A 23,784-nucleotide genomic window follows, 5' to 3' on the forward strand; every position below is an offset into this window, starting at 1 on the left:
CATCATGCGAAACGGCCTAGGAGATCAGATGACCCACGCATGCCCGGTCAGTGATCTAACCGGAATCCCGTCGATACAGGACCACGAAATGGGCACGCTGCCTTGACAGTCGTCGACAGGGAAGAAGCGTGGGCGGGAACGCGGGCGCTGGTGACGGGCGCCACCGGTTTCATCGGCTCCCACCTGGTGGGACGGCTCGCCTCACTCGGCGCCGAGGTCCATGCGGTGAGCCGTCGACCCCCTGAGCGGGCGGGGTGCGGAGAGATCTGGCACCGCGCCGACCTGCGCGGCGCGGACGCCACCCTGGAGATCTTCGGGGTCGCGCGTCCGGACGTGGTGTTCCACCTGGCCAGTGAGGTGAACGGGGCCCGGGACCCCCACGTCGTGCTGCCGACGCTGGAGCACAACCTGATCAGCACGGTCAACGTGCTCAGTGCGGCGATCGCCCGACCGGACGTCCGCCTGCTGCTGTGCGGGTCGAGCGAGGAGCCGCGACCGGCCAACGGCCACTCGCCGCCACCCTCGCCCTACGCGATGGCCAAATGGGCGGCGACCGGCTACGCCCAGCTGTTCCAGCGGCTGTGGGACGTGCCGATCACGATCCTGCGGCCCACCATGGTGTACGGCCCCGGCCAGCAGGACACGGCGAAGCTGGTGCCGTACGTGACGCTCGCACTGCTGCGCGGCGAGGAGCCTCGGCTCACCAGCGGGGCGAAGCTGGTCGACTGGGTGTATGTCGACGACGTGGTCGACGCGTTCGTGACGGCGGCCCGGAGCGAGGGGGCGGTCGGCCAGATCTTCGACGTCGGCACGGGAACCCGGGTCTCCGTCAGGGAGACGGTGGAACTCCTCTTCCGCCTCGCCGGGCGCACGCGGGCACCCGAATTCGGCGCGGTCCCCGACCGTCCGCATGACATCTCCCAGACCGCCGACCTTGAGCCCGCGGCGAAGGCGTTGGGGGGGTGGCGTCCCGCTGTCGGCCTCGAAGAGGGCCTGAAGCGAACTTTCTCCTGGTACGCCCGGGAGGCAGTCGGGAAAAGGTAACAAAGAAAGGGAACGAGCGATAACTGTGGTGTGACCGTCACCTTCTCGAATCCTCGCTTCGATGACGCGGAACGCCGGACGCGCCTTTACGGCGGTCAGGTATTCCTCTATTCGGCCGTTCCGGAATCCCTCGCCCTGATCGAGTTCGCCCGGAGTCTGATCGCCGAGGCCTTCGACGGGTTGGACCCGGAGACCGCGCAGCACGAGATGCCCGTCGAGAAGTTCGCCGCCATCTTGGCCGAGCTCAAACCCAGGTTCATTCACCATCCCACATCAAAGGAACTACTTCAGGCACTACTGGTTTCTTTTGGCTGCAATCCCGACAAAACGTATTTCGACGTCCCCCGGATGCGTTCGTCCACGTCGGACGACTACCTCACCACTGGCATCGCCTACGCCTTCCATCCGCACCGCGACACGTGGTACTCGGCGCCGCTGTGCCAGGTCAACTGGTGGATCCCAATCTTCGAGGTGGTGCCGGAGAACGTGATGACCTTCCACCCGCGCTACTGGGACACCCCGGTGAAGAACGGCTCACATCGCTACGACTACTACGAGTGGAATCGCACCAGCCGGTTCAACGCCGCCCAGCACATCGGCAAGGACACCAGGGAGCAGCCCAAACCGGTAGAGCCGGTCGAGCTGGAACCCCGGGTCACGCTCGTCCCCGAGCGGGGCGGCATCATGATCTTCTCCGGCAACCAACTCCACTCCTCGGTGCCGAACACCTCGGGGAAGACCCGGTTCAGCATCGACTTCCGCACCGTTCATCTGGACGACGTGGTCGCCAGGCGTGAGGCGCCCAACGTCGACTGCGCGTGCACCGGCACCACGCTCCGCGACTTCCTGCGCCTCCGTGACCTGGAGCGGATACCCGAGGACGTGGCGCTCGCGTACGAGGGGAAGGCCTGATGCCCGCCGCTCCCCAGAAAGCCTCCGAAAAGGTCGTCAACCTCACGGTTCACGGCATCGGCCAAGCACCTCGCGCGCTTGATCCCGGTGAGGACACAACCTGGGTGAGCGTGGCACAGTTCGAGCAGGTGCTCGACGCGATCGTCGGCCGTCCCGACGTCCGGATCACCTTCGACGACGGCAACGCGTCAGATGTGGAGATCGCCCTTCCCCGGTTGATCGAGCGTGGCCTCACCGGGGAGTTCTTCGTGCTGGCGGGCCTGCTGGGAGAGCCGGGAAGGCTGACGGCCGACGGGGTACGCGAGCTCATGTGCGCCGGGATGCCCGTCGGCTCGCACGGGTGGGCACACCGCGACTGGCGGCGGATGAACGCGAGCCAGGCGCATGAGGAGATCATCGAGGCAGGCGCCGTCATCGAAGCCATCACCGGCCGGCCGGTCTCACGGGTGGCCGTCCCGTTCGGGTCCTACGACAGGCGGGTCCTGCACAGCTTGCGGAGGGCACGCATGACGCGGGTGTACACAAGCGACGGCGGGCCCGCCCGACCCGGTTCCTGGCTCCAGCCGCGCAACAGCCTGCGTCACGATCTCGATCCCGCATGGACCCGAAGCATCCTCGACGGCGTGGACCCGCTTCGCGTCAGGGCACGCAGACTCGCCTCGCGCACATTCAAACGTGTGCGCGGCTGACTGGGAGGCGGTCCCGCATGAAGTCGAGCACGAAGCCGAACGTAGATCCCGGCATGGAACCGAACGCGGAGTCCAGCATGCAGCCGAACACGGAAAAGCGCCGGGACGCACACGTCCGTCCCGGCGAAGACGGCACGCCGCCGGACGCCCCCCGGGTGGCCATCGTGATCGTCACCTACAACAGTGTCGACGTCCTGGAGGGATGCCTGAAATCCCTGACCGACGGGGCGCGCGGGGCGGAGCTCACCGACGTCGTCATCGCGGACAACGCGTCGGAGGACGATTCGCTCGGCATCGCCGAGCGGGCGGACGGCCTGCCGGTCAGGATCGTACGGCTCGGTCGTAACGCGGGCTACGCGGCCGCCGTCAACGCTGGTGTGGCGGCGCTCGACCTCACTCGCCTGAACGCCGTGTTCGTGATGAATCCGGACTGCCGGTTGCGACCGTGCTCGCTCGCCGTGCTGGCCCGATCTCTACGGGAACCGCGCCGCGGCATCGCCGTACCACGGCTGGTCAACCCTGACGGCAGCCTACAGCCCTCGCTCCGCAGAGAACCGACCGTATGGCGAGCCCTGGCGGAGGCGCTGATCGGTGGGGATCGCGCGGGACGCATCGGCCCACTCGGCGAACTCGTCACCGACCCCCTGCGATACCAGGCCCCCGGCACCGCGGCATGGGCGACCGGAGCGGCCATGCTCATCGCGACGGACCTGATCCGCGATATCGGCCCCTGGGACGAGTCGTTCTTCCTCTACAGCGAGGAGACCGAGTACGCGCTGCGCGCCGGGGACCGGGGCTGGTCGCTGTGGTACGAGCCAACGGCCGTGGTGGAGCATATCGGCGGCGACTCCGGGGTCAACCCGAGACTCGCCGCGATACTCGCCGTCAACAAGGTGCGACTGTTCCGGCGACGCCGGGGCGCGCCGGCGTCCGTGGCCTACCGCCTCGCTCTCGTGTTGGGCGAGGCGGTGCGCGCGCTCACGGGCCGGCGAACGTCGAGAGCGGTGGTCCTCGCGCTCCTGCTGCCGTCACGGCGGATCCGGGCGCTCGAAAGCTGATCCGCCCATAGGGAGCAACGATGACGACGGTGCGGCTGACCACCCTTGACGCGCTGACCGCGCGAGAAATCGATGCCTGGCACCTGTTCCGCGACGCCAATCCGCTGCTGGCCAGCCCCTATTTCCATCCGGGTTTCGCGCACGCCGTCCATGCCAGCGGTCGGGAGGTGCGGGTGGCCGTGGCCTGTGACGAGACGGGACAGGTGACCGCCCTGCTGCCCTGTCACCGGGAGCGCGCGCTGCTCCGGCCGGTCGGCTGGCCGGCGGCGGACTTTCAGGGGCCGGTGCTCGCCCCGGGGTCGCACTTCCCACCGCTGCGGCTTCTCACCGGTGGCGTCCGCGGCTTCGAGTTCGACCACCTGCTGGATGGCTACCCGGAGTTCGAGCCCTGGGTGGAGTCCAGGCGTCCATCACCGTTCATCGACACGGGCGGCGGCCTCGAAGGCTACCTGGGCCGTGCCTCCCGGGCCGGCAAGGACAACATGGGGCAGGCGCGCCGCCGTACGGCGAAGGCGGAACGGACCTACGGCGACGTACGGTTCGCGGCCGACTCGGTCGACGTCACGATGCTGGACCGTGTGATCGACCTCAAGCGGGCCCAGTACGCCGCGACCGGTGCCGCCGACTATTTCGCCGACCCCGACCGGCGAGACCTGGTGGTCCGGCTGTTGCGTACCCGCGGCTCGGCTTTCCAGGGCATGCTGTCCACCCTGCACGCCGGCCCCCACCTACTCGCCGCGCACTTCGGACTGCGATCCGGCGGCGTACTGCACTGGTGGTTCCCGGTTTACGACCCGGGCTTCGGTCATCTGGCTCCCGGGTGGATGCTGCTGCGGGAGTTGGTGTCCGCCGCCCCCAGCCTCGGAATCGAGCGGATCGACCTCGGGCGGGGAGAGGACGAGTACAAGAGGCGTGCCAAGACCGGCGAGATCCTGGTGGGCCAGGGCCTGGTCACCGGGAACCCGGTCAGGAGGACCGCGCGTCATGCCCGAAACGCCATGATCCAGGCGGCGAAGTCGTCGGCGCTGGGTCCCGGCCTGCGCCAGATGCTCCGGACATTCCGCGCGATCGGACGGTGACCCTCCAGTTTTCACACCCGGCCATCCAGTTGCACAGACAGGCCGAAATCGGAAGAGAGAGGATTATACCGTCGACCAGAAATCGATGATGCGACAAAGATATTAAATCCCCTCCCATAACCATGTTTGCCGATCGCCGAAACCAGACCCGCCTCAGAACTTTCCGATTCCCGGTAACACGGCGACGAGCGGCGGCGATCCATTCAGTGTGACCGCACATTACTCCGCCATGCAGAGCTCAACAGTGAGCGATATTCATATTTTCTGCGGACCGAATCGGTCACTCAGCCGCACCACACTCTGCTCGATCTCAAAGCACGTAACCTCGATCAATTCACGCGCCACCGGCTGACGGAGGACAGCGCACAGTGAGGATCAGCGTTTTCGGGCTCGGCTACGTCGGTTGCGTCTCAGCCGCCTGCCTGGCATCCCGTGGGCACGAAGTGATCGGCGTCGACGTGAACCCGGTCAAAACCGGGCTCATCACACAGGGCGTGGCACCCGTCGTGGAGGAGAAGATCGGAGAGCTGACCGCTGACGCGGTGCGGTCCGGCATGCTCCGCGCCACCGGCGATGCTACCGAGGCGGTTTCGGCCACCGAAATGTCGTTGGTCTGCGTGGGCACGCCGTCCGCCTCCAACGGGAGCCTTTCGACCGCCTACCTCGAACGTGTCGCCCAGGAGATCGGAGCCGCGCTCGCCGGGCGGCACGAGTGGCACACCGTGGTCTTCCGCAGCACCATGCTGCCCGGCACCTGCACGGATCTGCTCATCCCAATCCTCGAGAAGGCGTCCGGCCGGTCAGCCGGTGTGGACTTCGGCGTCGTGGTCAACCCGGAGTTCCTTCGGGAGGGGACGAGCGTGCGCGATTTCTTCGAGCCGCCCAAGACCGTGATCGGAGAGCTCGACAGCGCGAGCGGGGACGCCGTGGCCGAGCTCTACGAAGGCCTCCCGGGCGAGGTGTTCCGCGTGCCCATCCCCGTCGCCGAAATGGCAAAATACGCGGACAACTCTTTCCATGGCATGAAGATCGGCTTCGCCAACGAGCTCGGAGCGATCTGTCACGCGCTCGGGCTGGACAGCCACCGGGTCATGGACGTCTTCCTCGCCGATCGCAAGCTCAACATCAGCCCCGCCTACCTGCGGCCCGGGTTCGCCTTCGGCGGCTCCTGTCTGCCGAAGGACCTGCGAGGCCTGGTGTACGCGGCCCGACGGGCGGACGTCTCCGTACCGCTGCTGGAGCACGTGCTGCCATCGAACGACGAGCACCTGCGCCGCGCCCTCGACCTGGTGACGGCCACCGGCCGACGGAGGGTCGGGCTGTTCGGCCTCTCCTTCAAACCGGGCACCGACGATCTGCGGGAAAGCCCGCTGGTCGAGCTGGCCGAACGGCTTCTCGGCAAGGGATACGACCTGCGCATCTACGACGCGAACGTCTCACTGTCGCGGCTGATCGGCGCGAACCGCGACTACGTCGAGGAGCGGCTGCCCCACCTGGGACAGCTGCTGAGTCATTCAGCGGGCGATGTCTTCGCGCACGCGGAGGTGTGCGTCGTCGGCTGCACGGAACCCGCCGTGTTGAGCGTGCTCGAGGCCGCGGGAGATCGCACGATCATCGACCTCGTCCGCCTCCCCGACGCCGAGAGGCGCCGGGCACAACCGGGATATGTGGGCCTTGGCTGGTAGAGCACTCATCCTCGTCGAGAATCTCTCCGTCCCGTTCGACCGCCGGGTGTGGCAGGAGTGCACGTCTCTGCGCGACGCCGGATGGGAGGTCCATGTCGTCTGCCCCAAGGGGGCCAAGCGCGACACCGAGGCAGAGGTCGAGATCGACGGGGTGCGGATCCATCGCTACCCGTTGCGGCCCGCGACCGGCGGCCCTCTGGGCTACCTGCGCGAGTACGGCTGGTCACTGCTGCACACCTTCCGCCTGGCCCGCCGCGTCGGACGGACCGGACGGATCGACGTGGTTCACGCGTGCAACCCGCCCGACCTGCTCTTCCTCGTGGCCCGCGCGCTGAAGCGGCAAGGTGCCCGCTTCGTCTTCGACCAGCACGATCTGGTTCCGGAACTTTACCTTTCCCGCTTCGGCCGCGGCGAGGACGTTCTCTACCGGCTGGTCCGTCGTCTCGAACGGCTCACCTACCGTGCCGCCGACGTCGTCATCGCGACCAATGAGAGTTACCGCGAAACCGCCCTGACCAGGGGAGGAAAGAGGCCGGAGGAGGTCTTCGTGGTGCGCAGCGCCCCCACCGTCGAGCGCTTCCACGAGGTCCCCGCCGAGGAGGCGTTGAAGCGGGGCATGCCGCACCTGCTGTGCTATCTGGGGGTGATGGGTCCGCAGGACGGCGTCGACTATGCGCTGCGGGCGCTCGCGCTGCTCCGCGACGAGCTGCGACGCACCGACTGGCACGCGGTCTTCATCGGCGCCGGCGACGCCTTCGACGCGATGGTCGCGCTCTCCCGCAAGCTCGGCCTGTCTGACCTGGTCGAGTTCACCGGCCGCATCCCCGATGAGGACCTGCTTCGCTATCTGTCCACGGCGGACGTCTGCCTCGCCCCCGACCCGTACAATCCGCTGAACGACGTCTCGACGATGAACAAGATCATGGAGTACATGGCGATGGGCCGTCCGGTCGTCTCCTTCGACCTGCGAGAAGCGCGGGTGTCCGCCGGGGATGCGGCAGTTTACGCACCGCCCAACGACGAGTCGGAGTTCGCCAAGCTGATCTCGTTCCTGCTCGACGCCCCCGAGGAGCGGCACCGCATGGGCGAGATCGGACGGGCCCGGGTGAGCGGTCCCCTGTCATGGGAACATTCGCGGAAGGCGTTGCTGGCCGCCTACGCCGCCGCCTGCTCCTAGGGGCTGTCCGAGGGCGTGCGACGGGATTCACATGCTATCTGTCGGCTTTCCTTCGGCTGCCGGTGTCGGTACCCCAATCCCCGTGCGCCCAATCTCCGTGCACCGTCCGCGACCGGGTGAGTGCCCGCAACCGGGTGAGAGCACGGTCGAGGACGAGCACGGCGAGGTAGCAGCCCGCGTCGAGCGGGCTCGCCTTCCCCCGGATCACCAGGCCTACCAGGGATCGCAGCCCCAGCCGCCCCTCGTGCAGCGGCAGTCCCATGGCGTCGAGTTGCCGGTTGCCCTGCCGCACGCGGATCCGGCGCCGCAGGTGCGCCCGCACCGTCGCGGCCGGCCGTACCAGAGTCCGGGCCTCGGCGACGACCGTGCGATCGGCCGGGGCGAACGTACGGTGTACCAGTCCGTCATCGGAGATCACGTCCGGGATGGGGAAGACCCGGGCGTGCCCCTGCTCGGTCAGCACGTACGCCCCGACGCCGGCCAGACCCCGGGACGGCGCGACGAGCAGATCGTGGACCTTGTGCACCCGCCTGGCGACCGGACCGGCGTCGGCCAGGTCCCAACGGGGGACCGGCGCGCACGCGAGTGCTCCCGGCCGGGCCGCCGCACCGACGAGGGCGTACACCGACGTTGCCGTCAGCTCCACATCCGCGTCCAGGTAGATCCGGGGAAACGTGCGGCAGTCCCGGTCGCCGAGCCGCAGCGCGTTCGCCTTGCCCGGCGTGGCGGTCTCCACGACGCGCACGCCGGCGTCCCTCGCCACCTCCGCCGTCCGATCGGTGCAGGCGTTGGCGACGACGACGATGTCGAACTCGCCGGGCGCCGTCCCCTCACGCAGGCGGCTCAGGTTGGCGGCGAGGACTCCCTCCTCGTTGTGCGCGGGCACGACGATGCTCACGATCGGAAGGGCCACCAGATGAGAGTAGAACGAACGGCGATCGACGGGGTGCTGCTTTTCATCCCGACACCGCACCGTGACGAACGGGGGCTGTTCACCCGCACGTTCGACGTGGAGATCGCCGCCGGGGTCGGGCTCGACCCCGCGTCCTTCGTGCAGGACAGTCAGTCGCGCTCGCACCGCGGCACGGTACGCGGCATGCACGGGCGGGCGGGCAGGGGCGAGGCCAAGCTCGTGCGATGCGCCCGCGGCGCGATCCACGACGTCCTCGTCGACGCCCGGCCCGACTCGCCCACGTTCGGCGAGTCGTTCTCGGTGCTGCTCGACGACGAGGCGTTCGTGACACTTTATGTGCCTCCGGGGCTCCTGCACGGGTTCCAGGCGCTTTCCGACGTGGACGTCTGCTACCGGATCGACCGGGGGCACGACCCCGCCGAGGATCTGTCGGTCCGCTACGACGACCCCGATCTCGGCATCGGGTGGCCGATTCCGGTCACCCTGGTGAGCGAACGAGACCGTGCGGCGGAGTCCTGGGCACAATTGGCAGGCCGAATCCGAGCCTGAAAGCGAGCGTGACGCCATGCGGGGGATCATCTTCAGGCCGGCCGTGCCACGAGGCGTAACCACCTTGCTGGCCGGGGCCCTGTTGCTGGCCTCCACGGCACTCATCGGATGCGCGAGTTCCGCCGCCGACAGCGCTGAGGGAACTGACGGAGCTGCCAGGAGCAACGAAGGGGTGCGTCCGCACCCCGGCGCCCCCTCGGCCCCTGCCGTCGGCTGCCCGGGATATCCCGCCCCCGCATGCACCGGCGTGTCTCCCGGCACCCGGCTCACGACGCTGCCGCTCAACAGCGACGGCATCTACCGGGTCACCGTCCCGGGCACCGTGCTCGACCGCGTGTACATCGCCAGCGACCTGCTCATCACCGCGCCCAACGTGACGATACGGAACAGCCAGATCGACGGCAGCGTGCTGGACAGCTACGCGGACCAGAGATACTCCTTCACCATCATCGACTCGACCGTGGGAAGGGCCGACACCTGCCAGACCCTTCCCGCCATCGGTGACACCGACTACACGGCGATCCGCGTGCACGTACGGGGCCACGGCGACGGCTTCCGCGTCTCCGGAGACCACGTCACGATCCGGGACTCCTACGTCCGCCTCTGCTCGCGGCCCGGCGACCACTCCGACGGCATCCAGACCTACGGCGGCGGCAGGCATCTGACCTTCCATCACAACACCGTCGACCAGCGCTACGCCAGGGACATCACCGCCCCGATCTTCATCACCGACCCGCACGCCGCCGATGTGAGCGTCACCGACAACCTGGTCATGGGCGGCACTTACAGCATCCAGGTCAGAAACGCCAAGGGCAGGGTGGTCGTCCGTGGCAACAGGCTCGTCGACCACTCCTGGGTCTACGGACCGGTCGACTCCGAGTGCGCCGCCGTCGAATGGTCCGACAACACGCTGGTCACCATCGACGCGGACTATCGCATCACCTCGACGGTGGGTCCTCTTCGCTGCGATGGATGAGGCGTCGTCGCCTCACTCTGGGCGACCGGCGTTGTGATGATGACCGTCAGTGTGAGCCGGCATCGGCCCAGCGACACGATCGGCGGCGACCTCAGGCGTCATGGTCTGCTGACGATCCTGATGGTGCTTCGCCGGGTCGAGCTGGCGGCTCCGGGCCGTGCCGTTCCTCTACGGCCATCCTCAGCAGGGACCCGGCCGCCCCGATGAGGAGGAACGACACACCGGTCACCGTGGCGAACGACAGCAGGTCGAAGGTGGCCGAGCCCACCAGGGGCACGATCAGGCAGGCGGCCAGGGTGAGACCGAGATCGCGCCGACCCGGGTCCCTACTCAGGTAACGGGCCCGGAGCCCCGAGTAGGCGCCGGTCAGGAGGACCCCGGCGAAGGCCGTGACACCGATCAGCCCGGTCTCCACAGTCGTCAGAATGTACTGGTTGTCGAACACCTGATACTTCGGTGCGTACCAGGTGCCGACGCCGCGGCCGAGCCAGGGGTGCTTGGCGATCTCACTGGCGGCGACCGCGTAGTCATGTGTGCGGTAGAGCACGCTGTTGTCGGTGCCGAAATTGGCGAACAGGCCGTAGATCGTGCCGAGCAGTCCCGGAACGAGAACCTTCATCAACGCGAGGAACACGGCGGCGACGATCAGCGCCCGGACCCTGCGGCGGCCGGGCCAGCCGGAGAACAGGATGACCGACACGACCACGACTCCGAGAACCGCCGATCGGGAGACGGAGAACATGAGGCCCATACCGATCAGCGCGGTACACAGCCACCAGCGCAGCGCGGGCTCGCCACGCTCCCGCGCCTGGAACCCGTAGTGAGCGGCGAGCGGCAGCAGCATCGAGCACAGCACGCCGAACTCGATGGGATGGCCCGTCGTCGCGGCCACCCGGCGCAGCGAGTCACGGGCCTCGACGATTCCGCCCTCGCTGGCGTAGCGGAGCCCGGGTAGCACGAGATAACGGGTCAGATCCAGATCGATCACGAACTGAAAGGCCGCGATGATGGAGATCAGGGCGCCGCCGACCACGACCGTCTTGAGCACGAGGTCCAGGCGGTCGGCTCCGCGGACGCCGTCGCACACCGCGAGTGCCAGCCCCACGCCGGCCATGACCAGGACCAGTGCGTGGTCGGCGAGCTTCAGCTCATCCGCTGGGAGGAAACCGTAGGAGGCGACGCCGTACGTGGCGAGCATCGCGGTCATGTAGACGAACAGTGCGGTCCGCACCGGGGTACGGCCCTTCGCCGCACCCAACGTGGTCGTGAAGGTCGCGCACACCCAGCTCATGCCCGCCAGCAGGCTGAGGATGTCCGCGGGAGTCAGCGACAGCGGCAGGCCCCTGAGGACCAGTCGCGCCGGGACGAGAAGCAGCGACAGGGCGAACAGGACGGCGAGGGACGCACCATCGGCCCGCATGCGGCCGCGCGTCACGGAACTCGTGGCGAGGCCGGCGGCGAGGGTCGTCATCATGCCGGCGCACCGCCTTCGGCGCTCGTGCGGGCGGTCCTCCTGCCGCGCCGCGCCTGGGCGATGCTCTCGGCGGCGAAGGCGGCCGTAAGGCTGGCCACGCACCCCAGCGCCACCGCGACAGCCGCCGCACGCAGACGTCGACCACGCTGCGGCATCGGGGGCGTCGGTGGCACGGCTTCGCTCATCAAGATATACGTGGCGGGCGGCGTATCGAGGCTCCTTTGCCGGTCGTCCAGCACCTGCCTGGCCTCGATCATGACCCGCTTGACGATGTCGCGGGAGACCTCCGGGGATGTGCTCTCGCCCGTGATGAACACGAACGGCGACTGGGTGAGCGACTCGAGATTGCTGCTCCCGTTGGTGACCTGGAAGGCGGGGTCGCCCCCGGGTGCCACCCCGAGCTTGGCCGACACCTCGGGCGTGCCGAGCGTCGTGATGACGATCGACGCGGCCATGCTCAGCCCCTTGTCGAAGTTGAGCAGCGGGTTGGTGAGGTCGCCAGGGCGCTTCAGGTCGTGCGGTTGGGTCCCGCCACTCGTCGGGACGGTCAGCATGAGAACGGCGCTCGAAACGTAGGTCGTCGGGATCGACGTGTAGACGGCCGAGGCCGCGCCCATGGCCAGCAGGAACGCGGGCAGCGTGACGTACCAGCGCCGGAACACGACGACGACCGTCCCCCAGAAATCCATGGGCTACCCCTCCGCGTTCACGTGCCTGGTTCGTGTCGGGCAGCGCCGTAACCACGAAGGAAGGCCACCGGAACGGGCGATCTCGTTACCATGGCGCTCACCATCATCGATCAAGGCACAACGACTGGGAGCCGACCATCCATGAGCGAGCTTGCCGTCATCACGCCTAGTTACGCACCGGACGCGGACCTCTTCGCCGAACTGCACAGGTCCGTCCTCGCCCACACCTCGGACGACACGGTGCACCACGTCATCGTCCCTCCGGCGGACAGAGCCCTCTTCTCCCAGTACGGCGGTCCGCGCTGCCGCGTGTGGACGTATCCGGAACTCCTGCCGCGACGCTACACGCATCTGCCAAGGACAGGGCTGTGGATGAATCTCCGCCGCCCCTGGCCGCCCGTCCGCGGCTGGGTGATGCAGCAGACCTTGAAGATCGCGGCGGCAGGGGCGGTCGACGCGGACGTCGTCCTGCTGGCCGACTCCGACGTGGTGCTGGTCCGGCCGACGGCCTCGGAGAGATTCACCACCGATGGACGGTTGCGGCTGTATCGAGAGGAGAAAGCGGTCACCTCCGGGATGGATCGGCACGTGCGATGGCACCATGTCGCCAGGAGGCTGCTCGGGCTGCCTCCCGCCCCGGAGCCGCCGCTGCCCGACTACGTGAGCCCGCTGAACTTCTGGGACCCCCAGATCGTCCGGGCGATGCAGCAGCGCATCCGGGAGACGACCGGCCGGGACTGGATGGACGCTTTCAACTCTCAGCTGCATATATCCGAGTTCATCCTGTACGGCGTGTTCGTCGACGAGATCCTCGGCGCGTCTACTGCGCCCCCGCTCTCCGACATCACGATCTGCTACAACAGGTGGGATCGGACACCGCTGGATCACGACGAGGCCATGGCGTTCGCCGACCGACTGCCATCCGATGCGATCGCCATGATGATCTCCGCGAAGTCGAACACCCCTCAAGGCGTACGGCTCGCCGCCGCACGCAGATGCGCCGAGCTGGTCGGCGAGTGACCTCGGCCGGCCGCTCACCGGGCACTCGGCGTCGTCGACTGAACCTCGTCCGCATGCTCTGCGGCCGCCCCCTTGTCCCACAGTTGGGGCTCGACGGCCCATGAATCGCGCTCGGAGCGCTTCTCGCGCCGATCGCCCCTGAGCCTGTCCAGGAAATAGGCGAGGCCGAGACCGGCGGCGACCATGGCCAGCAGCACCCCGGCCGCGGCACCCCACTTGCCCGTACGCCGCGCCTCCGGAACCGTCGGCGGCACCACCTCCGTCATCGCGATGTAGGTGGAGGGCGGGGCCTTGAGCGCCTGCTGCCGCGCATCCAGTTCCGCACGGATGAGCCGTACCGCCCGCTCGGTCACCGCACTGGCGGTGGCAGGCGAGTCGCTGTCCACCTCCACATAGAGGAACGGGCCGTTCAGGTTGATGCCGAGCAGTTCCGGGCTGGTGCGTCCGTCGTTGATCGTTACTCTCGTCGGGTCGCCGTCGGCGATGCCGATCCGCTCCAGCATCTGTGGCGTGTTCATCGAGAGGACCAGAATCCCCGCCGTCGTTCGCAGGCCTTCGTTGAACTGGAGCAACGGGTTGGTCAGGCCAGGCGGCTCCTGGGGATCGGAAGAAAGGGTGCCGCCGGTCGCGGGAGTGGTCAGCACCATGGAGCAACTGGACACATAGTGAGTGGGCACAACAAAATAGGTGATTAGGGCGGCCAGAATCCCCAGGGCGATCAACGGCGGCCCGACGAATTTACGTCGTGCGAGCTCGAGGATGCTCTTCCAGAAGTCCATGCTTCCTCACCCTCCGAGCGTTCCCGTGTACGACGAACACCGGAGAATGTACTTTACCAATCGGGAGTCCGCGCCCCCGGTTTGAAACGATCCAACAACCGTTACCTGTGACATCTCGCGGCCGTCCGACGATAATCTGGCGTGGATCGAATGAAGTCCTCCGCCGAACGAGGTCGCCTGGCGGGATTGGACGGAATCCGGGGGCTCGCGGCCCTGTTCGTCGTGCTGCATCACTGCCGGCTGATGTCGTTTCCCGGATTTCCCGCCGACACCGGGCCGGGGTGGCTGAGCTGGCTGCTCTACGGGCACTTCGCGGTCGTCCTCTTCATCGTGCTCTCGGGCTTCTCGCTCGCTGTCTCCCCCGCCCGCTCCGGCTGGCGGCTCGGCGGCCTGCGCCGGTTCGCCACCCGCCGGGCGTGGCGCATCCTCCCGCCGTACTGGGGCGCGCTGGCATTCAGCCTGGTCGTCGCGTGGACGCTGGTGCCGCAGCCCGGCGAGGGCGTGCCCACCATCAGATCGGTGGTGCTGTACGGCCTGCTGCTGCAGGACATCGCCGGATCTCCCAGCCCGAACGGCGCCTTCTGGTCCATCGCGGTTGAGGCCCAGCTCTACCTGGTCTTCCCCGTCATGGTCTTCGTACTGCGGCGGGCCGGGGCGGCGGTGCTGCTCGGCGTCGTGACGGCGCTGGTCGCGCTGGTCGGGCTGCTGGCCCCCGCGGTGCCCGCCGTGGCCATGTTGATACGGCTGACGCCGCAGTTCGCGGTGCTGTTCGCCATCGGCATCGTCGCCGCGGTGATCCTCGCCCTGCCCGAGCGGACCTCCCGGTCGTGGCCTTTCGCGGCTCTCGCGGTGCTGACCGCCGTTCCGGTGGTCGTGCTGATCTGTGTCAACGGACCGGCGTGGACGGTGGCGCACTTCTTCTGGGTCGATCTGGCGATCGGGCCCGCCGCCGGCCTGGCCCTGGCATCGGTCGCGACGGGCCGTCCCACCAGCCTCGTCCGGCTGCTCGACGCGACACCGATCCGCGCCCTGGGCCGGATTTCCTACAGTCTCTATCTCACCCACGCTCCGATCGTGGTGGTGCTGAGCACGATGGTGATCTCCCCGCGGGTCACCCCCGGCATACCTGCGTTCCTTGTGACGGTGGCCGTAGCCGTACCCGCGAGCCTGCTCGTCGCGTGGCTGTTCGCCACAGTTTTCGAGTTTCCGTTCCTGCGTCACCGGAGCTGGGCCGCCCTCCGCACCGCGGCGAAGGATCGGTTGTCCCGGCGGACCTGCAGGCCGGGCGGGAACGCACCGGGACGCGCCCGGCCACCGGTCAGCGTTCAACCGCCGACCGGGGAGTGAGCGCTCCGACCGCCATCCTGGCGATCTTGCGGCCGCGGTGTGCGGTGGTCCGCCACTGACGACGGGCGTACCACCGGTACACAACCCGCCGGGCCCGACGACGCTGCTCGGCGGTGAGTCGCACCGCTGACAGCCAGCGGAGCATCTCGGCACCCTGGAGCGCCGTGGCGAGATGCGCCTGCCACGGCGGCACGCCGAGGCGCCGGGCGATCTCCGGCAACCTCTCGTGTTTCCAGTGCCGCCGGCCGAGCACCTCGGGCACGTGTGCCCACGGGCCGGCCAGCGCCAGCTTCGCCGCGAACACCTCGTCCTCCCGAAGCATGTTCCGCCGTGCGATGGCGACCACCCGGTCGCGCCGGACCATTCCGTACAGGGGATCGATGAGAAGGTGACTCTCGTTGAGCATCCGCAGCATCTCGGCGAACCGGTCCACCGGGTCCTCCGACGTCAGGCCGGTGCCGACGTATTCGGCGCTCTCGGTCACCCCGTCCGGGCCGGTGTAGGCGATCTGGGAGGTCACCAGCAGGAGCCGCTCATCCCGGGCGAACACCTCGACCATCCGGGAGACGCAGTGGGGGGCCAGCCAGTCGTCGTCTCCGACCCAGCGGAAGAAGTCCCCCTCGGCGAGCCGCATGGCCGTGATGAAGTTGTTGAGGATCCCGACGTTCTCCGCATGTCTGTGGTAGACGATCCGGCCGTCCGACCTCGCCAGTTCCCGGCACAGCTCCTCGGTGTCGTCGGTGGAGGCGTTGTCGGAGATGACGAGTTGGATGTGCTCGTGGTCCTGGGTGAGCACCGATCCGATCACATGCTCCAGCCGATCGGCGGCGTTGCGTACCGGGAGCCCGACGGACACCAGGACGTCATTGCCCGGCATGTTCTTTCCTTTCAGATGAGCCGGACCACGCGCGTGGTCAACTGCCTGATGCGGCTCATCGGTACGACGACGAGTACGTAGACAAGCAGGCCGGCACCACCGGCCACCGACAGCTCGACCACTGGGAGATCACCGGTCAGCGGCGCCGACACGGCGGCGATCACGGTGATGACCAGGGCGGCGAGTGCGGCGCCGCACAGTGGCCGCACCAGTCCGGGCAGCACCGGCCACAACCGGACGCCGGCCCGGCTCAGGGCCCATGCCGTGAGCGGAAGTGCGACGAGCACGGCGACCACGGCGTGTCCGATCGCGGTGCCGCGGATGCCCGCCAGGTGAGTTCCCGCGAGCAGGGCGCCCACCAACGCCACGACCCAGCCCAGGTTCACCCAGACCGTCCACTTGGTGGCGCCGATCGAGGTGAGGATGTCGAAAGCGAAGGAGACCAGCATCCGGACCACCATCAGCACCGCGAGGAAGCGCAGGGCGTCGGCGGCCGGAGCCCATTTCGCGCCGTACAGGAAGACCACGATCTCATGCGCGAGCGTGCACATGAGCACGGCCGCCGGCAGCACGCCCGCGACCAGTAGGGGCACGGTCCGTCGTACGCCCAGCTCCAGCGCCTCCGGATCGTTTTCGGCCAGTCGGGAGAAGCCCGCGACGGAGACGTAGCGTACGGCGGTGCCGACGAGACCCGGCACCCAGCTCGACACGTTGAACGCGAGCAGGTAGTAGCCGAGGGCGGCCGGACCGAGTACGTCCCCGACGATGACGTAGTCGGTGTTCACCAGCAGCGACTCGATGCCGAGGCTCCCCGCCAGGGGCAGGCCGAACCGCAGGAGCCTGGCGGCGATCTCACGGTCCACGGCGATCCGGACCGGCAACCTGGCCGCCAGGAACACCAGCACCCCGGTGACCACCGACGCCGCGACCTGCCCTGCGGCGAAGCTGTACGCTCCGGCGCCTCCGGCGGCCAGCGGTATGGCCAAGGCGGCGTTCGCCACGAAACCCACCATGTTGGCCTTCGTCAGCTTGTCCTGCTCGAATCTGCGCAGTAGTGCCCCGCTGCGGACCGCCGTCAGCCCGTCCACCAGGATGATCACAGTCAGCAGGCGCACGACCGGGGTCGCCGCCTCGTTTCCGGCCAGGCGGGCGAAGGCCGGTGCGATCACCCAGAAGATCCCGTAGACGGCGGTGCTGAACGACACGGCCAGCACCGCCGCGGTCGGCGCCATGTCCTCCAGCTTCCCCCGCCACTGCACGGTCGCCGCGATGATGCCCGCGTCGTTGATGTGCATGACGAACTGGGAGGCGGCCAGCGCGATGGCGTAGAGGCCGAAGTCGGCGGGCGCGAGCAGCCGGGCGAGCACCAGGCCCATGGCGAGAGAGCCAATCTTGGTCACCAGGGTGCCCAGCAGGCTCCACCCCAGACCCCGGCCGGCCTTGCGGCCGATGGAGCTCAGCCCCGCATCCCGTTCCCGTTCCTGTTCCTGTTCTGGGGAGCGGCTCATGCCGGCCGCGTCTCCTCGACGCGCTCGAGCCAGATCTCCCGCCAGAACGGCACGAACTCACGGGGGCAGTTGGCGTTGTAGACGCCCCCGCAGACGATGTCGTCGAGGATGACGCAGGGCGTCTTCATCCGCAGCATCCGCCCGGTCCTCTCGTCGATGCACTGGTCGACCCTGGCGCGCACCCGCGCCGTCCGGCCGCAGTGGCGGCTCATCTCCTCCTCGAATCCCATTCCGCGGTTGAGCAGGTCGTCGTTGAGGGTCTTGAGGATCTCCTCCTTGGACTTGACCCGGACGAGCTCGCCCGGTCGCAGCCCGAGATGCGCGACCGGGGTGCTGGCGCCGGCGCCACCCTTGAGCCAACCCCAGCGCAGCCCGCCCCGGATCCGCAACCGCCGCGGGAGCACCCGCCTGCTGATGCTCTGGTAGCGGTTGAAAACTTGGACCAGAAAGGTACGCAGCACCGCGAAGGCTCCGGCGTTGCCGCTGCGCACGTCCGTGACGTACTGTCCCAGGTTCTTCAGCGGCAGGCAGACGGGGGCGGCGCGCAGGAGTTCGGTCGCCTGGCAGGAGAAACGCTCCTCTCCGTCCGGGCCGGGCTCCTTCCTGCTGTTGACCTCCAGCAGGGGCAGGAGCGGCCGGGACGGCCGGGGGGTGACGGCATCCCCAGTTTCTGGGGTCCCGGCTTCCACTCGTTTGAGCCAGGCCTCCTTCCAGTACAGCGAGCATGCGGTCTGGCATCCGCCATGAGCCGATCCGTCACACCGTGCCCCGGCCAGATGGACGGCGCCGTCCATGCGCCGCATGCCGCTGCGGCTGATCGTGTCGCACAGCTTGTGCGCCACCTTGTGCACGGTCATCCGCTGCCCGCAGTACTTCAGCATCTCCGGCATGAAGGGCAGGCTGTCCAACTCACCCCTGTCGTCCAGGGTGGCGAGAATCTCCGCCTCGCTGCGGACCTCCACCAGTTCGCCGACTCTGAGGTTGAGGCCCAGCGACGTGGGGGTGGCGAATTGCGTCATCTATCGCTCCTTGAGCAGTCCGGCACCCGCGAGCGCATGCGCCGCATCGGCCACGAGGTCGAACGGGAGCCCGGATCGTTCCGCTATGTCCAGTAGGCCGTGGTCACCGTCGGAGAGGTTCAGCACCCAGAGCATCGCCATCTGGTCGTCTCTGGTGTCGCTGCGACCCCCCAGCGAGCCGTACAGTCCGCGTCTGCCGAGTTGGGGTTCTCCGTAGGGGCTGAGATTGAGGTAGCGGCGGTCGCGTTCCAGCACGCCCAGCACCTCCCAGCAGGTCTCCAGCGTGTCGGCCATCGCCTCCGCCGAGACGAACCCGGGATCGTCGGCCGAGGTGTGATATTCGGGGTAGGCGCCGTACGGCGTCCGGGTGAGCGAGCCGACTCCGAGGTCGAACCCGGGCGAGCAGAACTGCCGCTCGTCGTAGCCGTACGGCGAGAAGCCGATGATCGTGTGGGGCCGTCCGGAGGAGCGGAGCACCTGCTCCACCGCACGGTCGATCTCGGCGTTCGCCCGCCTGCTGCGCTTGTAGGTCAGCGGACCGCCGTCCCCGGCACAGGCCAGCACGAGCCCGGCCCTGATGCGGCCGGCCCGCTCCCGATTGCGCGCGAGCCAGGTGATCGCCCCGATGGTGCCGGGCGCGAACAGGAACCGGTAGGTATGCCGGGGGTTCGCCCGGGCGATCCTTCGGGCGAGCTCGACCGCCACCGCGACACCGGCCAGGTTGTCGTTGGCGAGCGACGGATGGCATACGTGGCACGAGACCAGCACCTCGTCGGCGGACTCCCCCGGCACCACGTACTCGCCGTACGTCAGGTGACCGTCCGCGAGCGTCGAGTCGATGTGCACCTCGTACGGCCCCGGGCCCAGCGCTGACAGCGTCTCGTGCCTGAGGCAGAACCCCCAGGTCTCCGCGTAGTAGCTGGTCCGGTACGGGATCAGGTCCGGCTGCCCGGGCAGCGTGTGCAGGTGCGGTCGCAGCTCGTCGAGGGTCATCGTGGCCGACACCGGCACGCTGTAGCCGACCACGTGCAGGTTCGACTCGGCGAAATCGATCACTTTGGCACCCGCGGGATCCCGGACGAAGGCGTCGCGGATGTTCCACTCCTTCGGCACCGTCCAGTCGAGCACCTGGGTCCCGGTCGGCACCTCGTGCACGTCCAGTGGGATCGACTCCCCGATGATCTCCAGCGTGCGTCGCACGCCGTCCCCGGTGATGCTGCGGCACAGCGGATAGAGCCGCTTCACCAGGTCGTGCATCTCGCGGCCTGTCACGGGCGCAGGCTCTCGTCGAGGGTCCCCGCCGCGCGCCGGTCCGACAGCCGGGCCAGCCGGGTGAAGCGGGTGTCGAAGTTCTCCCGCGTGAGCCCGTGCCGACGGTAGGCGGCCACCAGTTCGGCCGCGCCGTCCGCCACGGTCCAGGCACAGTCGAAACCGGGCAGCGCCCCGCGAAGCCGGGAGAAGTCCACCCGATAGGACCTCGGATCCGCCCCGGTCTCCCCGGTGATCAGCAACTCGGCCTCCGGGACCGCCCGCACCACCTCGGCGGCGATCTCCGCGACGGTCACGTTGTTGCGCTCGGTCCCCACGTTGAACGCCCGGAGGTGTACGGCCTCGCGCGGGGCGACCAGCGCCAGCCGGAACACGGCCGCGATGTCCTCGGCATGCACGAGAGGCCGCCAGGGCGTGCCGTCGGACAGCACCTTCACGACCCCGCTGAGCACCGCGTGGCCGACCAGGTTGTTCAGCGCGATGTCGGCGCGCAGCCGGGGCGAGAACCCGAACGCGGTCGCGTTTCGCAGGAACACCGGGCTGAAGTCCTCGTCGGCCAGCTCGGCCAGGTCCGCCTCGACCCTGACCTTCGAGACCGCGTACGGGGTCACCGGCCGCAGCGGGGCGTCCTCGTTCACCAGTTCGCCGCCGCCCGAGGCGCCATAGACCGAGCAGGTGGACGCGTACAGGAACCTCCGCACCCCGGCGTCCCGCGCGAGCTTCGCGAGCCGTACCGAGGCATGGTGGTTGATGTCGTACGTCAACTCGGGGGCCAGCGAGCCCAGCGGATCGTTGGACAGCGCGGCGAGGTGGATCACCGCGTCGAAGCCGGCCAGCTGCTCGGGGCGTACGTCCCGCAGGTCCACCGCGTACGCCTTGGGGTCGGCCGGAGCGGGACCGAGCACGCAGTCGGCGAAGAGCCCGGAATCGAGCCCGACGACGTCGTGGCCGGCCTGCGCCAGCGCCGGGGCCATCACCGTGCCCAGGTAGCCCTGGTGTCCGGTCAGTAGAACGCGCAACGAAATCTCTCCCTAGAAACGGCCGCGGAAACCGGCCTCGAAACCGACGGCGATCTTGGCCGCGTGGAACGCCTCCGCGTAGCGGCTCTGACACTGCACTCCGCGGACCCGGGCGAGCCCGCGGAACGTCTCCTCGTCGAACCAGCTCCGCGCGTGCTGGGAGGGGTAGTGCGCGTGCAGCAGGTCGATCTTCTCCCGCACCGTCCCCTCGGGCAGCGGCACGAAGACGGCGGGCTGGGCCAGGTCGGACTCCCACTTGAGGATCTCGTAGCCCAGCGTCAGGTGATCGCGGAACACCGTGGGCACCAGCCGGGCCAGGCCCCGGTGGTCCTGGTGCGCGTCGTGCGTCGCGGGGGCGAACACCACGTCGGGGTCGCACCGCCGCCGCAGGTCCTCCAGCGCCTCCTTGGCCCGCTCCCAGTGGGCGGGGAGCCGGCCGTCCGGCAGGTCCAGCACGGTCAGGTCGACCTCCGCCTTGGGGCAGAAAGCGGGCAGCGCCCCCCGCTCCTCCGCCTCCCTGCCGGTGCCGCCGCCCGACAGCACGAGCGCGGTGACCCGCAACCCGGGACGGGCCCGGCACAGCTCAAGCAGCGTCCCGCCCGCCCCGATCGGCAGATCGTCGCAGTGCGCTGCGAGGAGCACGATCTCCTCGCAGCGATCGGGCACCAGCCGCGGCATCATGTCGCCTCCCACAGCGCCCAGGGCCGATCGCCGCGGGCCCACGCGTGATCCAGCTCCAGCCGCTGGTTGACGGTGTCGGTCGGCCGCCAGTAGCCGCGGTAGGGATAGGCCAGCAGCCTGCCGCGCTTGGCCAGCTCGGCGCAGCCGTCCGCGACCAGGTCGCCGCCCTCGGGGATGTGCTCGAAGATCTCCTGGCGGAGCACGAAGAAGCCGCCGTTGACCCACAGCGGCACCTGGCTGACCGGGGTGATCCCGCCGACCAGCCCGCCCTCGCTCAGATCCACGCAGTGGAAGGTGTTACCCGGTGGGACCACCAACATCGAGGCACCGGCGTCGGCTGTCGCGAACCGGTCGATGACGTCAGACAGCGGCACGTCGCACAGCACGTCGGCATAGTGGGCCAGGAACATCTCCGCACCGCCGAGGTGCGGCCGCACCCGGCGCAGCCGTTCCCCGATGGGGGTGTCGAGCCCGGTGTCCACAAAGGTGATCGACCAGTCGGAGATGTCGCCCGACAGCAGCTCGACCCGGCCGCCGTCCAGTATGAAGTCGTTCGAGTCTGTCTCCCGGTAGTTGAGGAAGAACTCCTTGATGTAGTGGGCGCCGTAACCCAGGCACAGCAGGAAGTCCTTGTGCCCGAAGTGCGCGTAGTAGCGCATGACGTGCCAGAGCAGCGGCCGGGGGCCGACGAGCTGCATCGGCTTCGGTAAGTCGCCGCCGGGCAGCTCGCTCCGCATCCGCGTGCCGCGCCCGCCGCAGAACAGCACGACCTTCACACGACCTCCAGGTGGGGGATGGGGAAGACCAGCCGGCCACCCCAATCGCGGACATAGGAGAGCTGCTCGGTCAGTTCCTGGCGGAGGTTCCACGGGAGAACCAGGACGTAGTCGGGCCGGTCGGCGGCGAGACGCTCCGGCGGCAGGATCGGGATCCGCGTCCCCGGGGTGAACCTGCCGTGTTTGTAGGGGTTGCGGTCCACCGTGTACGGGAGCAGGTCGGGCCGGATGCCGCAGTGGTTGAGCAGCGTGTTCCCCTTGCCCGGCGCGCCGTACCCGGCGATGGTCCGGCCCTCGTCGGCGGCCTCGATGAGAAACCTCAGCAGGTCCCGCCGGACGCGGGCGACGCGGGCGGCGAAGTCGGCGTAACCGGACAGCTCGTGCAGGCCGGCCGACTTCTCCCGGGCCAGCACCTCCAGGACGCGCTCGCCCGGTTCTCCGCCGGGGCGTGCCCACAGCCGGATCGAACCGCCGTGGGTGGGCAGCGGCTCCACGTCCACCAGCGTCAGGCCGCCACTCGCCAGCGCCCGCTGCGCGGAGGCGACCGTGTAGTACTGGAAGTGCTCGTGGTAGATCGTGTCGTACTGGTTCAGCTCCATCAGCGAAAGCAGATGCTGCACCTCGATGGAGACCAGGCCGTCGTCCGCGACCAGCGCCCGCAGCCCCTCGGTGAACCCGACCACGTCGGGGATGTGGGCGTAGACGTTGTTGGCCACGACGAGGTCGGCAGGCCCGTGCTCGGCCCGCACGGCCGCGCCGACCTCCGGGGTGAGGAACTCGGTGAGCGTGGGAACGCCCCGGTCCCTGGCCGCCTGCCCGACGTTCGCCGACGGCTCGATGCCCAGGCAGCGCACCCCGCGTTCGACGACGTGCCGCAGCAGGTAGCCGTCGTTGCTGGCCACCTCCACCACGAACGAATCGGGGCCGAGCGAGCCGGGGCCTGCGAACCGGTCCGCGACGAACCTCCGCGCGTGCTCCACCCAGGACGTCGAGTAGGAGGAGAAGTACGCGTACTCGGTGAAGGTGTCCTCGGGAGTGATCAGCGGCGGGAGCTGCGCCAGCCGGCAGACGGTGCAGACCCGTAGGTGCAGCGGGTAGGTGGGCTCCGGCTCGTCGAGCTGATCCGCCGTCAGGAAGCGTTCGCACGGGGGGGTGGCGCCGAGGTCGACGACCCCCGTCAGATTAGCCGAGCCGCACAGTCGGCAGATTGTCATCGATGTTCTCCCTCGCCCGCGTTCTCGCCG

The 23,784-nt window shown here is 68.7% G+C and carries 23 protein-coding genes; 11 read left to right on the forward strand and 12 right to left on the reverse strand.

Going from position 1 to position 23,784, the window contains the following annotated elements:
- The first annotated feature begins 102 nt into the window (after positions 1-102).
- The 7 genes from ACFHYQ_RS17765 (at position 103) to ACFHYQ_RS17795 (ending at position 7,644) form a co-directional block, all read left to right on the forward strand.
- On the forward strand, positions 103-1,044 hold the full coding sequence (locus tag ACFHYQ_RS17765) for an NAD-dependent epimerase/dehydratase family protein (RefSeq protein WP_394302265.1): 942 nt from the start codon (positions 103-105) through the stop codon (positions 1,042-1,044).
- 30 nt (positions 1,045-1,074) lie between these two features.
- On the forward strand, positions 1,075-1,956 hold the full coding sequence (locus ACFHYQ_RS17770; protein WP_394302266.1) for a phytanoyl-CoA dioxygenase family protein: 882 nt from the start codon (positions 1,075-1,077) through the stop codon (positions 1,954-1,956).
- Complete coding sequence (locus ACFHYQ_RS17775) at positions 1,956-2,645, forward strand: polysaccharide deacetylase family protein (protein ID WP_394302267.1); 690 nt, start codon at positions 1,956-1,958, stop codon at positions 2,643-2,645. Before ACFHYQ_RS17770 ends, ACFHYQ_RS17775 begins: the two co-directional genes overlap by 1 nt.
- Before the next feature lie 17 nt (positions 2,646-2,662).
- Entirely contained in the window at positions 2,663-3,703 is a 1,041-nt protein-coding gene (locus tag ACFHYQ_RS17780) for a glycosyltransferase family 2 protein (RefSeq protein ID WP_394302268.1), read from the forward strand.
- Positions 3,704-3,723: 20 nt separating this feature from the next.
- The gene (locus tag ACFHYQ_RS17785) at positions 3,724-4,782 is read left to right on the forward strand and encodes a GNAT family N-acetyltransferase (RefSeq protein ID WP_394302269.1); all 1,059 of its coding nucleotides are present in this window, start codon (positions 3,724-3,726) and stop codon (positions 4,780-4,782) included.
- A gap of 368 nt (positions 4,783-5,150) precedes the next feature.
- A complete protein-coding gene (locus ACFHYQ_RS17790) occupies positions 5,151-6,467 on the forward strand; it encodes a nucleotide sugar dehydrogenase (protein ID WP_394302270.1) in 1,317 nt (438 codons plus the stop codon).
- A complete protein-coding gene (locus ACFHYQ_RS17795; protein WP_394302271.1) occupies positions 6,448-7,644 on the forward strand; it encodes a glycosyltransferase family 4 protein in 1,197 nt (398 codons plus the stop codon). Before ACFHYQ_RS17790 ends, ACFHYQ_RS17795 begins: the two co-directional genes overlap by 20 nt.
- Positions 7,645-7,678: 34 nt before the next feature.
- On the opposite strand, the gene ACFHYQ_RS17800 is transcribed toward ACFHYQ_RS17795, so the two are convergent.
- Positions 7,679-8,557 carry a glycosyltransferase gene (locus ACFHYQ_RS17800; protein ID WP_394302272.1) on the reverse strand — a complete coding sequence of 293 codons (879 nt, stop codon included), beginning with the start codon at positions 8,555-8,557 and terminating at the stop codon, positions 7,679-7,681.
- A gap of 3 nt (positions 8,558-8,560) precedes the next feature.
- Here ACFHYQ_RS17800 and ACFHYQ_RS17805 point away from each other — a divergent pair, with 3 nt between their 5' ends.
- Both ACFHYQ_RS17805 and ACFHYQ_RS17810 read left to right on the forward strand, forming a co-directional pair.
- A complete protein-coding gene (locus tag ACFHYQ_RS17805; protein WP_394302273.1) occupies positions 8,561-9,106 on the forward strand; it encodes a dTDP-4-dehydrorhamnose 3,5-epimerase family protein in 546 nt (181 codons plus the stop codon).
- A 16-nt stretch (positions 9,107-9,122) separates the two neighbouring features.
- Complete coding sequence (locus ACFHYQ_RS17810) at positions 9,123-10,082, forward strand: right-handed parallel beta-helix repeat-containing protein (RefSeq protein WP_394302274.1); 960 nt, start codon at positions 9,123-9,125, stop codon at positions 10,080-10,082.
- A 91-nt stretch (positions 10,083-10,173) separates the two neighbouring features.
- Here ACFHYQ_RS17810 and ACFHYQ_RS17815 read toward each other — a convergent pair whose 3' ends face one another.
- Positions 10,174-11,556 carry an O-antigen ligase family protein gene (locus ACFHYQ_RS17815; protein ID WP_394302275.1) on the reverse strand — a complete coding sequence of 461 codons (1,383 nt, stop codon included), beginning with the start codon at positions 11,554-11,556 and terminating at the stop codon, positions 10,174-10,176.
- Positions 11,553-12,245, reverse strand: coding sequence for a hypothetical protein (locus ACFHYQ_RS17820; RefSeq protein ID WP_394302276.1), 693 nt, complete (start codon positions 12,243-12,245; stop codon positions 11,553-11,555). The genes ACFHYQ_RS17815 and ACFHYQ_RS17820 overlap by 4 nt, the downstream gene beginning before the upstream one ends.
- A 141-nt stretch (positions 12,246-12,386) precedes the next feature.
- Here ACFHYQ_RS17820 and ACFHYQ_RS17825 point away from each other — a divergent pair, with 141 nt between their 5' ends.
- Positions 12,387-13,265, forward strand: coding sequence for a DUF6492 family protein (locus tag ACFHYQ_RS17825; RefSeq protein WP_394302277.1), 879 nt, complete (start codon positions 12,387-12,389; stop codon positions 13,263-13,265).
- 14 nt (positions 13,266-13,279) lie between these two features.
- Here ACFHYQ_RS17825 and ACFHYQ_RS17830 read toward each other — a convergent pair whose 3' ends face one another.
- The gene (locus tag ACFHYQ_RS17830; protein ID WP_394302278.1) at positions 13,280-14,044 is read right to left on the reverse strand and encodes a hypothetical protein; all 765 of its coding nucleotides are present in this window, start codon (positions 14,042-14,044) and stop codon (positions 13,280-13,282) included.
- 150 nt (positions 14,045-14,194) lie between these two features.
- Here ACFHYQ_RS17830 and ACFHYQ_RS17835 point away from each other — a divergent pair, with 150 nt between their 5' ends.
- The gene (locus ACFHYQ_RS17835; protein ID WP_394302324.1) at positions 14,195-15,391 is read left to right on the forward strand and encodes an acyltransferase family protein; all 1,197 of its coding nucleotides are present in this window, start codon (positions 14,195-14,197) and stop codon (positions 15,389-15,391) included.
- Here the strand turns inward: ACFHYQ_RS17835 and ACFHYQ_RS17840 are convergent.
- From ACFHYQ_RS17840 to ACFHYQ_RS17875, 8 genes are read right to left on the reverse strand one after another with little or no spacing between them, the layout of a single operon-like run.
- On the reverse strand, positions 15,363-16,268 hold the full coding sequence (locus ACFHYQ_RS17840; protein WP_394302279.1) for a glycosyltransferase family 2 protein: 906 nt from the start codon (positions 16,266-16,268) through the stop codon (positions 15,363-15,365). The two genes, ACFHYQ_RS17835 and ACFHYQ_RS17840, sit on opposite strands and share 29 nt — an antisense overlap.
- Before the next feature lie 11 nt (positions 16,269-16,279).
- Positions 16,280-17,776: a lipopolysaccharide biosynthesis protein gene (locus tag ACFHYQ_RS17845; protein ID WP_394302280.1), complete on the reverse strand. Its 1,497-nt coding sequence runs from the start codon at positions 17,774-17,776 to the stop codon at positions 16,280-16,282.
- Entirely contained in the window at positions 17,773-18,795 is a 1,023-nt protein-coding gene (locus ACFHYQ_RS17850) for a hypothetical protein (RefSeq protein ID WP_394302281.1), read from the reverse strand. The genes ACFHYQ_RS17845 and ACFHYQ_RS17850 overlap by 4 nt, the downstream gene beginning before the upstream one ends.
- On the reverse strand, positions 18,796-20,067 hold the full coding sequence (locus ACFHYQ_RS17855) for a DUF4910 domain-containing protein (RefSeq protein WP_394302282.1): 1,272 nt from the start codon (positions 20,065-20,067) through the stop codon (positions 18,796-18,798).
- Positions 20,064-21,083, reverse strand: a complete 1,020-nt coding sequence (locus tag ACFHYQ_RS17860) for an NAD-dependent epimerase/dehydratase family protein (RefSeq protein WP_394302283.1) — start codon at positions 21,081-21,083, stop codon at positions 20,064-20,066. Before ACFHYQ_RS17860 ends, ACFHYQ_RS17855 begins: the two co-directional genes overlap by 4 nt.
- Before the next feature lie 12 nt (positions 21,084-21,095).
- Positions 21,096-21,764 (reverse strand): PIG-L deacetylase family protein, encoded by a 669-nt coding sequence (locus ACFHYQ_RS17865; protein WP_394302284.1) that lies wholly within the window; start codon positions 21,762-21,764, stop codon positions 21,096-21,098.
- On the reverse strand, positions 21,761-22,540 hold the full coding sequence (locus ACFHYQ_RS17870; protein WP_394302285.1) for a glycosyltransferase family protein: 780 nt from the start codon (positions 22,538-22,540) through the stop codon (positions 21,761-21,763). The genes ACFHYQ_RS17865 and ACFHYQ_RS17870 overlap by 4 nt, the downstream gene beginning before the upstream one ends.
- Positions 22,537-23,754 (reverse strand): class I SAM-dependent methyltransferase, encoded by a 1,218-nt coding sequence (locus tag ACFHYQ_RS17875; protein WP_394302286.1) that lies wholly within the window; start codon positions 23,752-23,754, stop codon positions 22,537-22,539. Before ACFHYQ_RS17875 ends, ACFHYQ_RS17870 begins: the two co-directional genes overlap by 4 nt.
- Positions 23,755-23,784: the final 30 nt, after the last annotated feature.

The sequence above is a fragment of the Sphaerimonospora cavernae genome (genome assembly GCF_042435035.1).
In the GTDB taxonomy this organism is placed as follows: domain Bacteria; phylum Actinomycetota; class Actinomycetes; order Streptosporangiales; family Streptosporangiaceae; genus Sphaerimonospora; species Sphaerimonospora cavernae.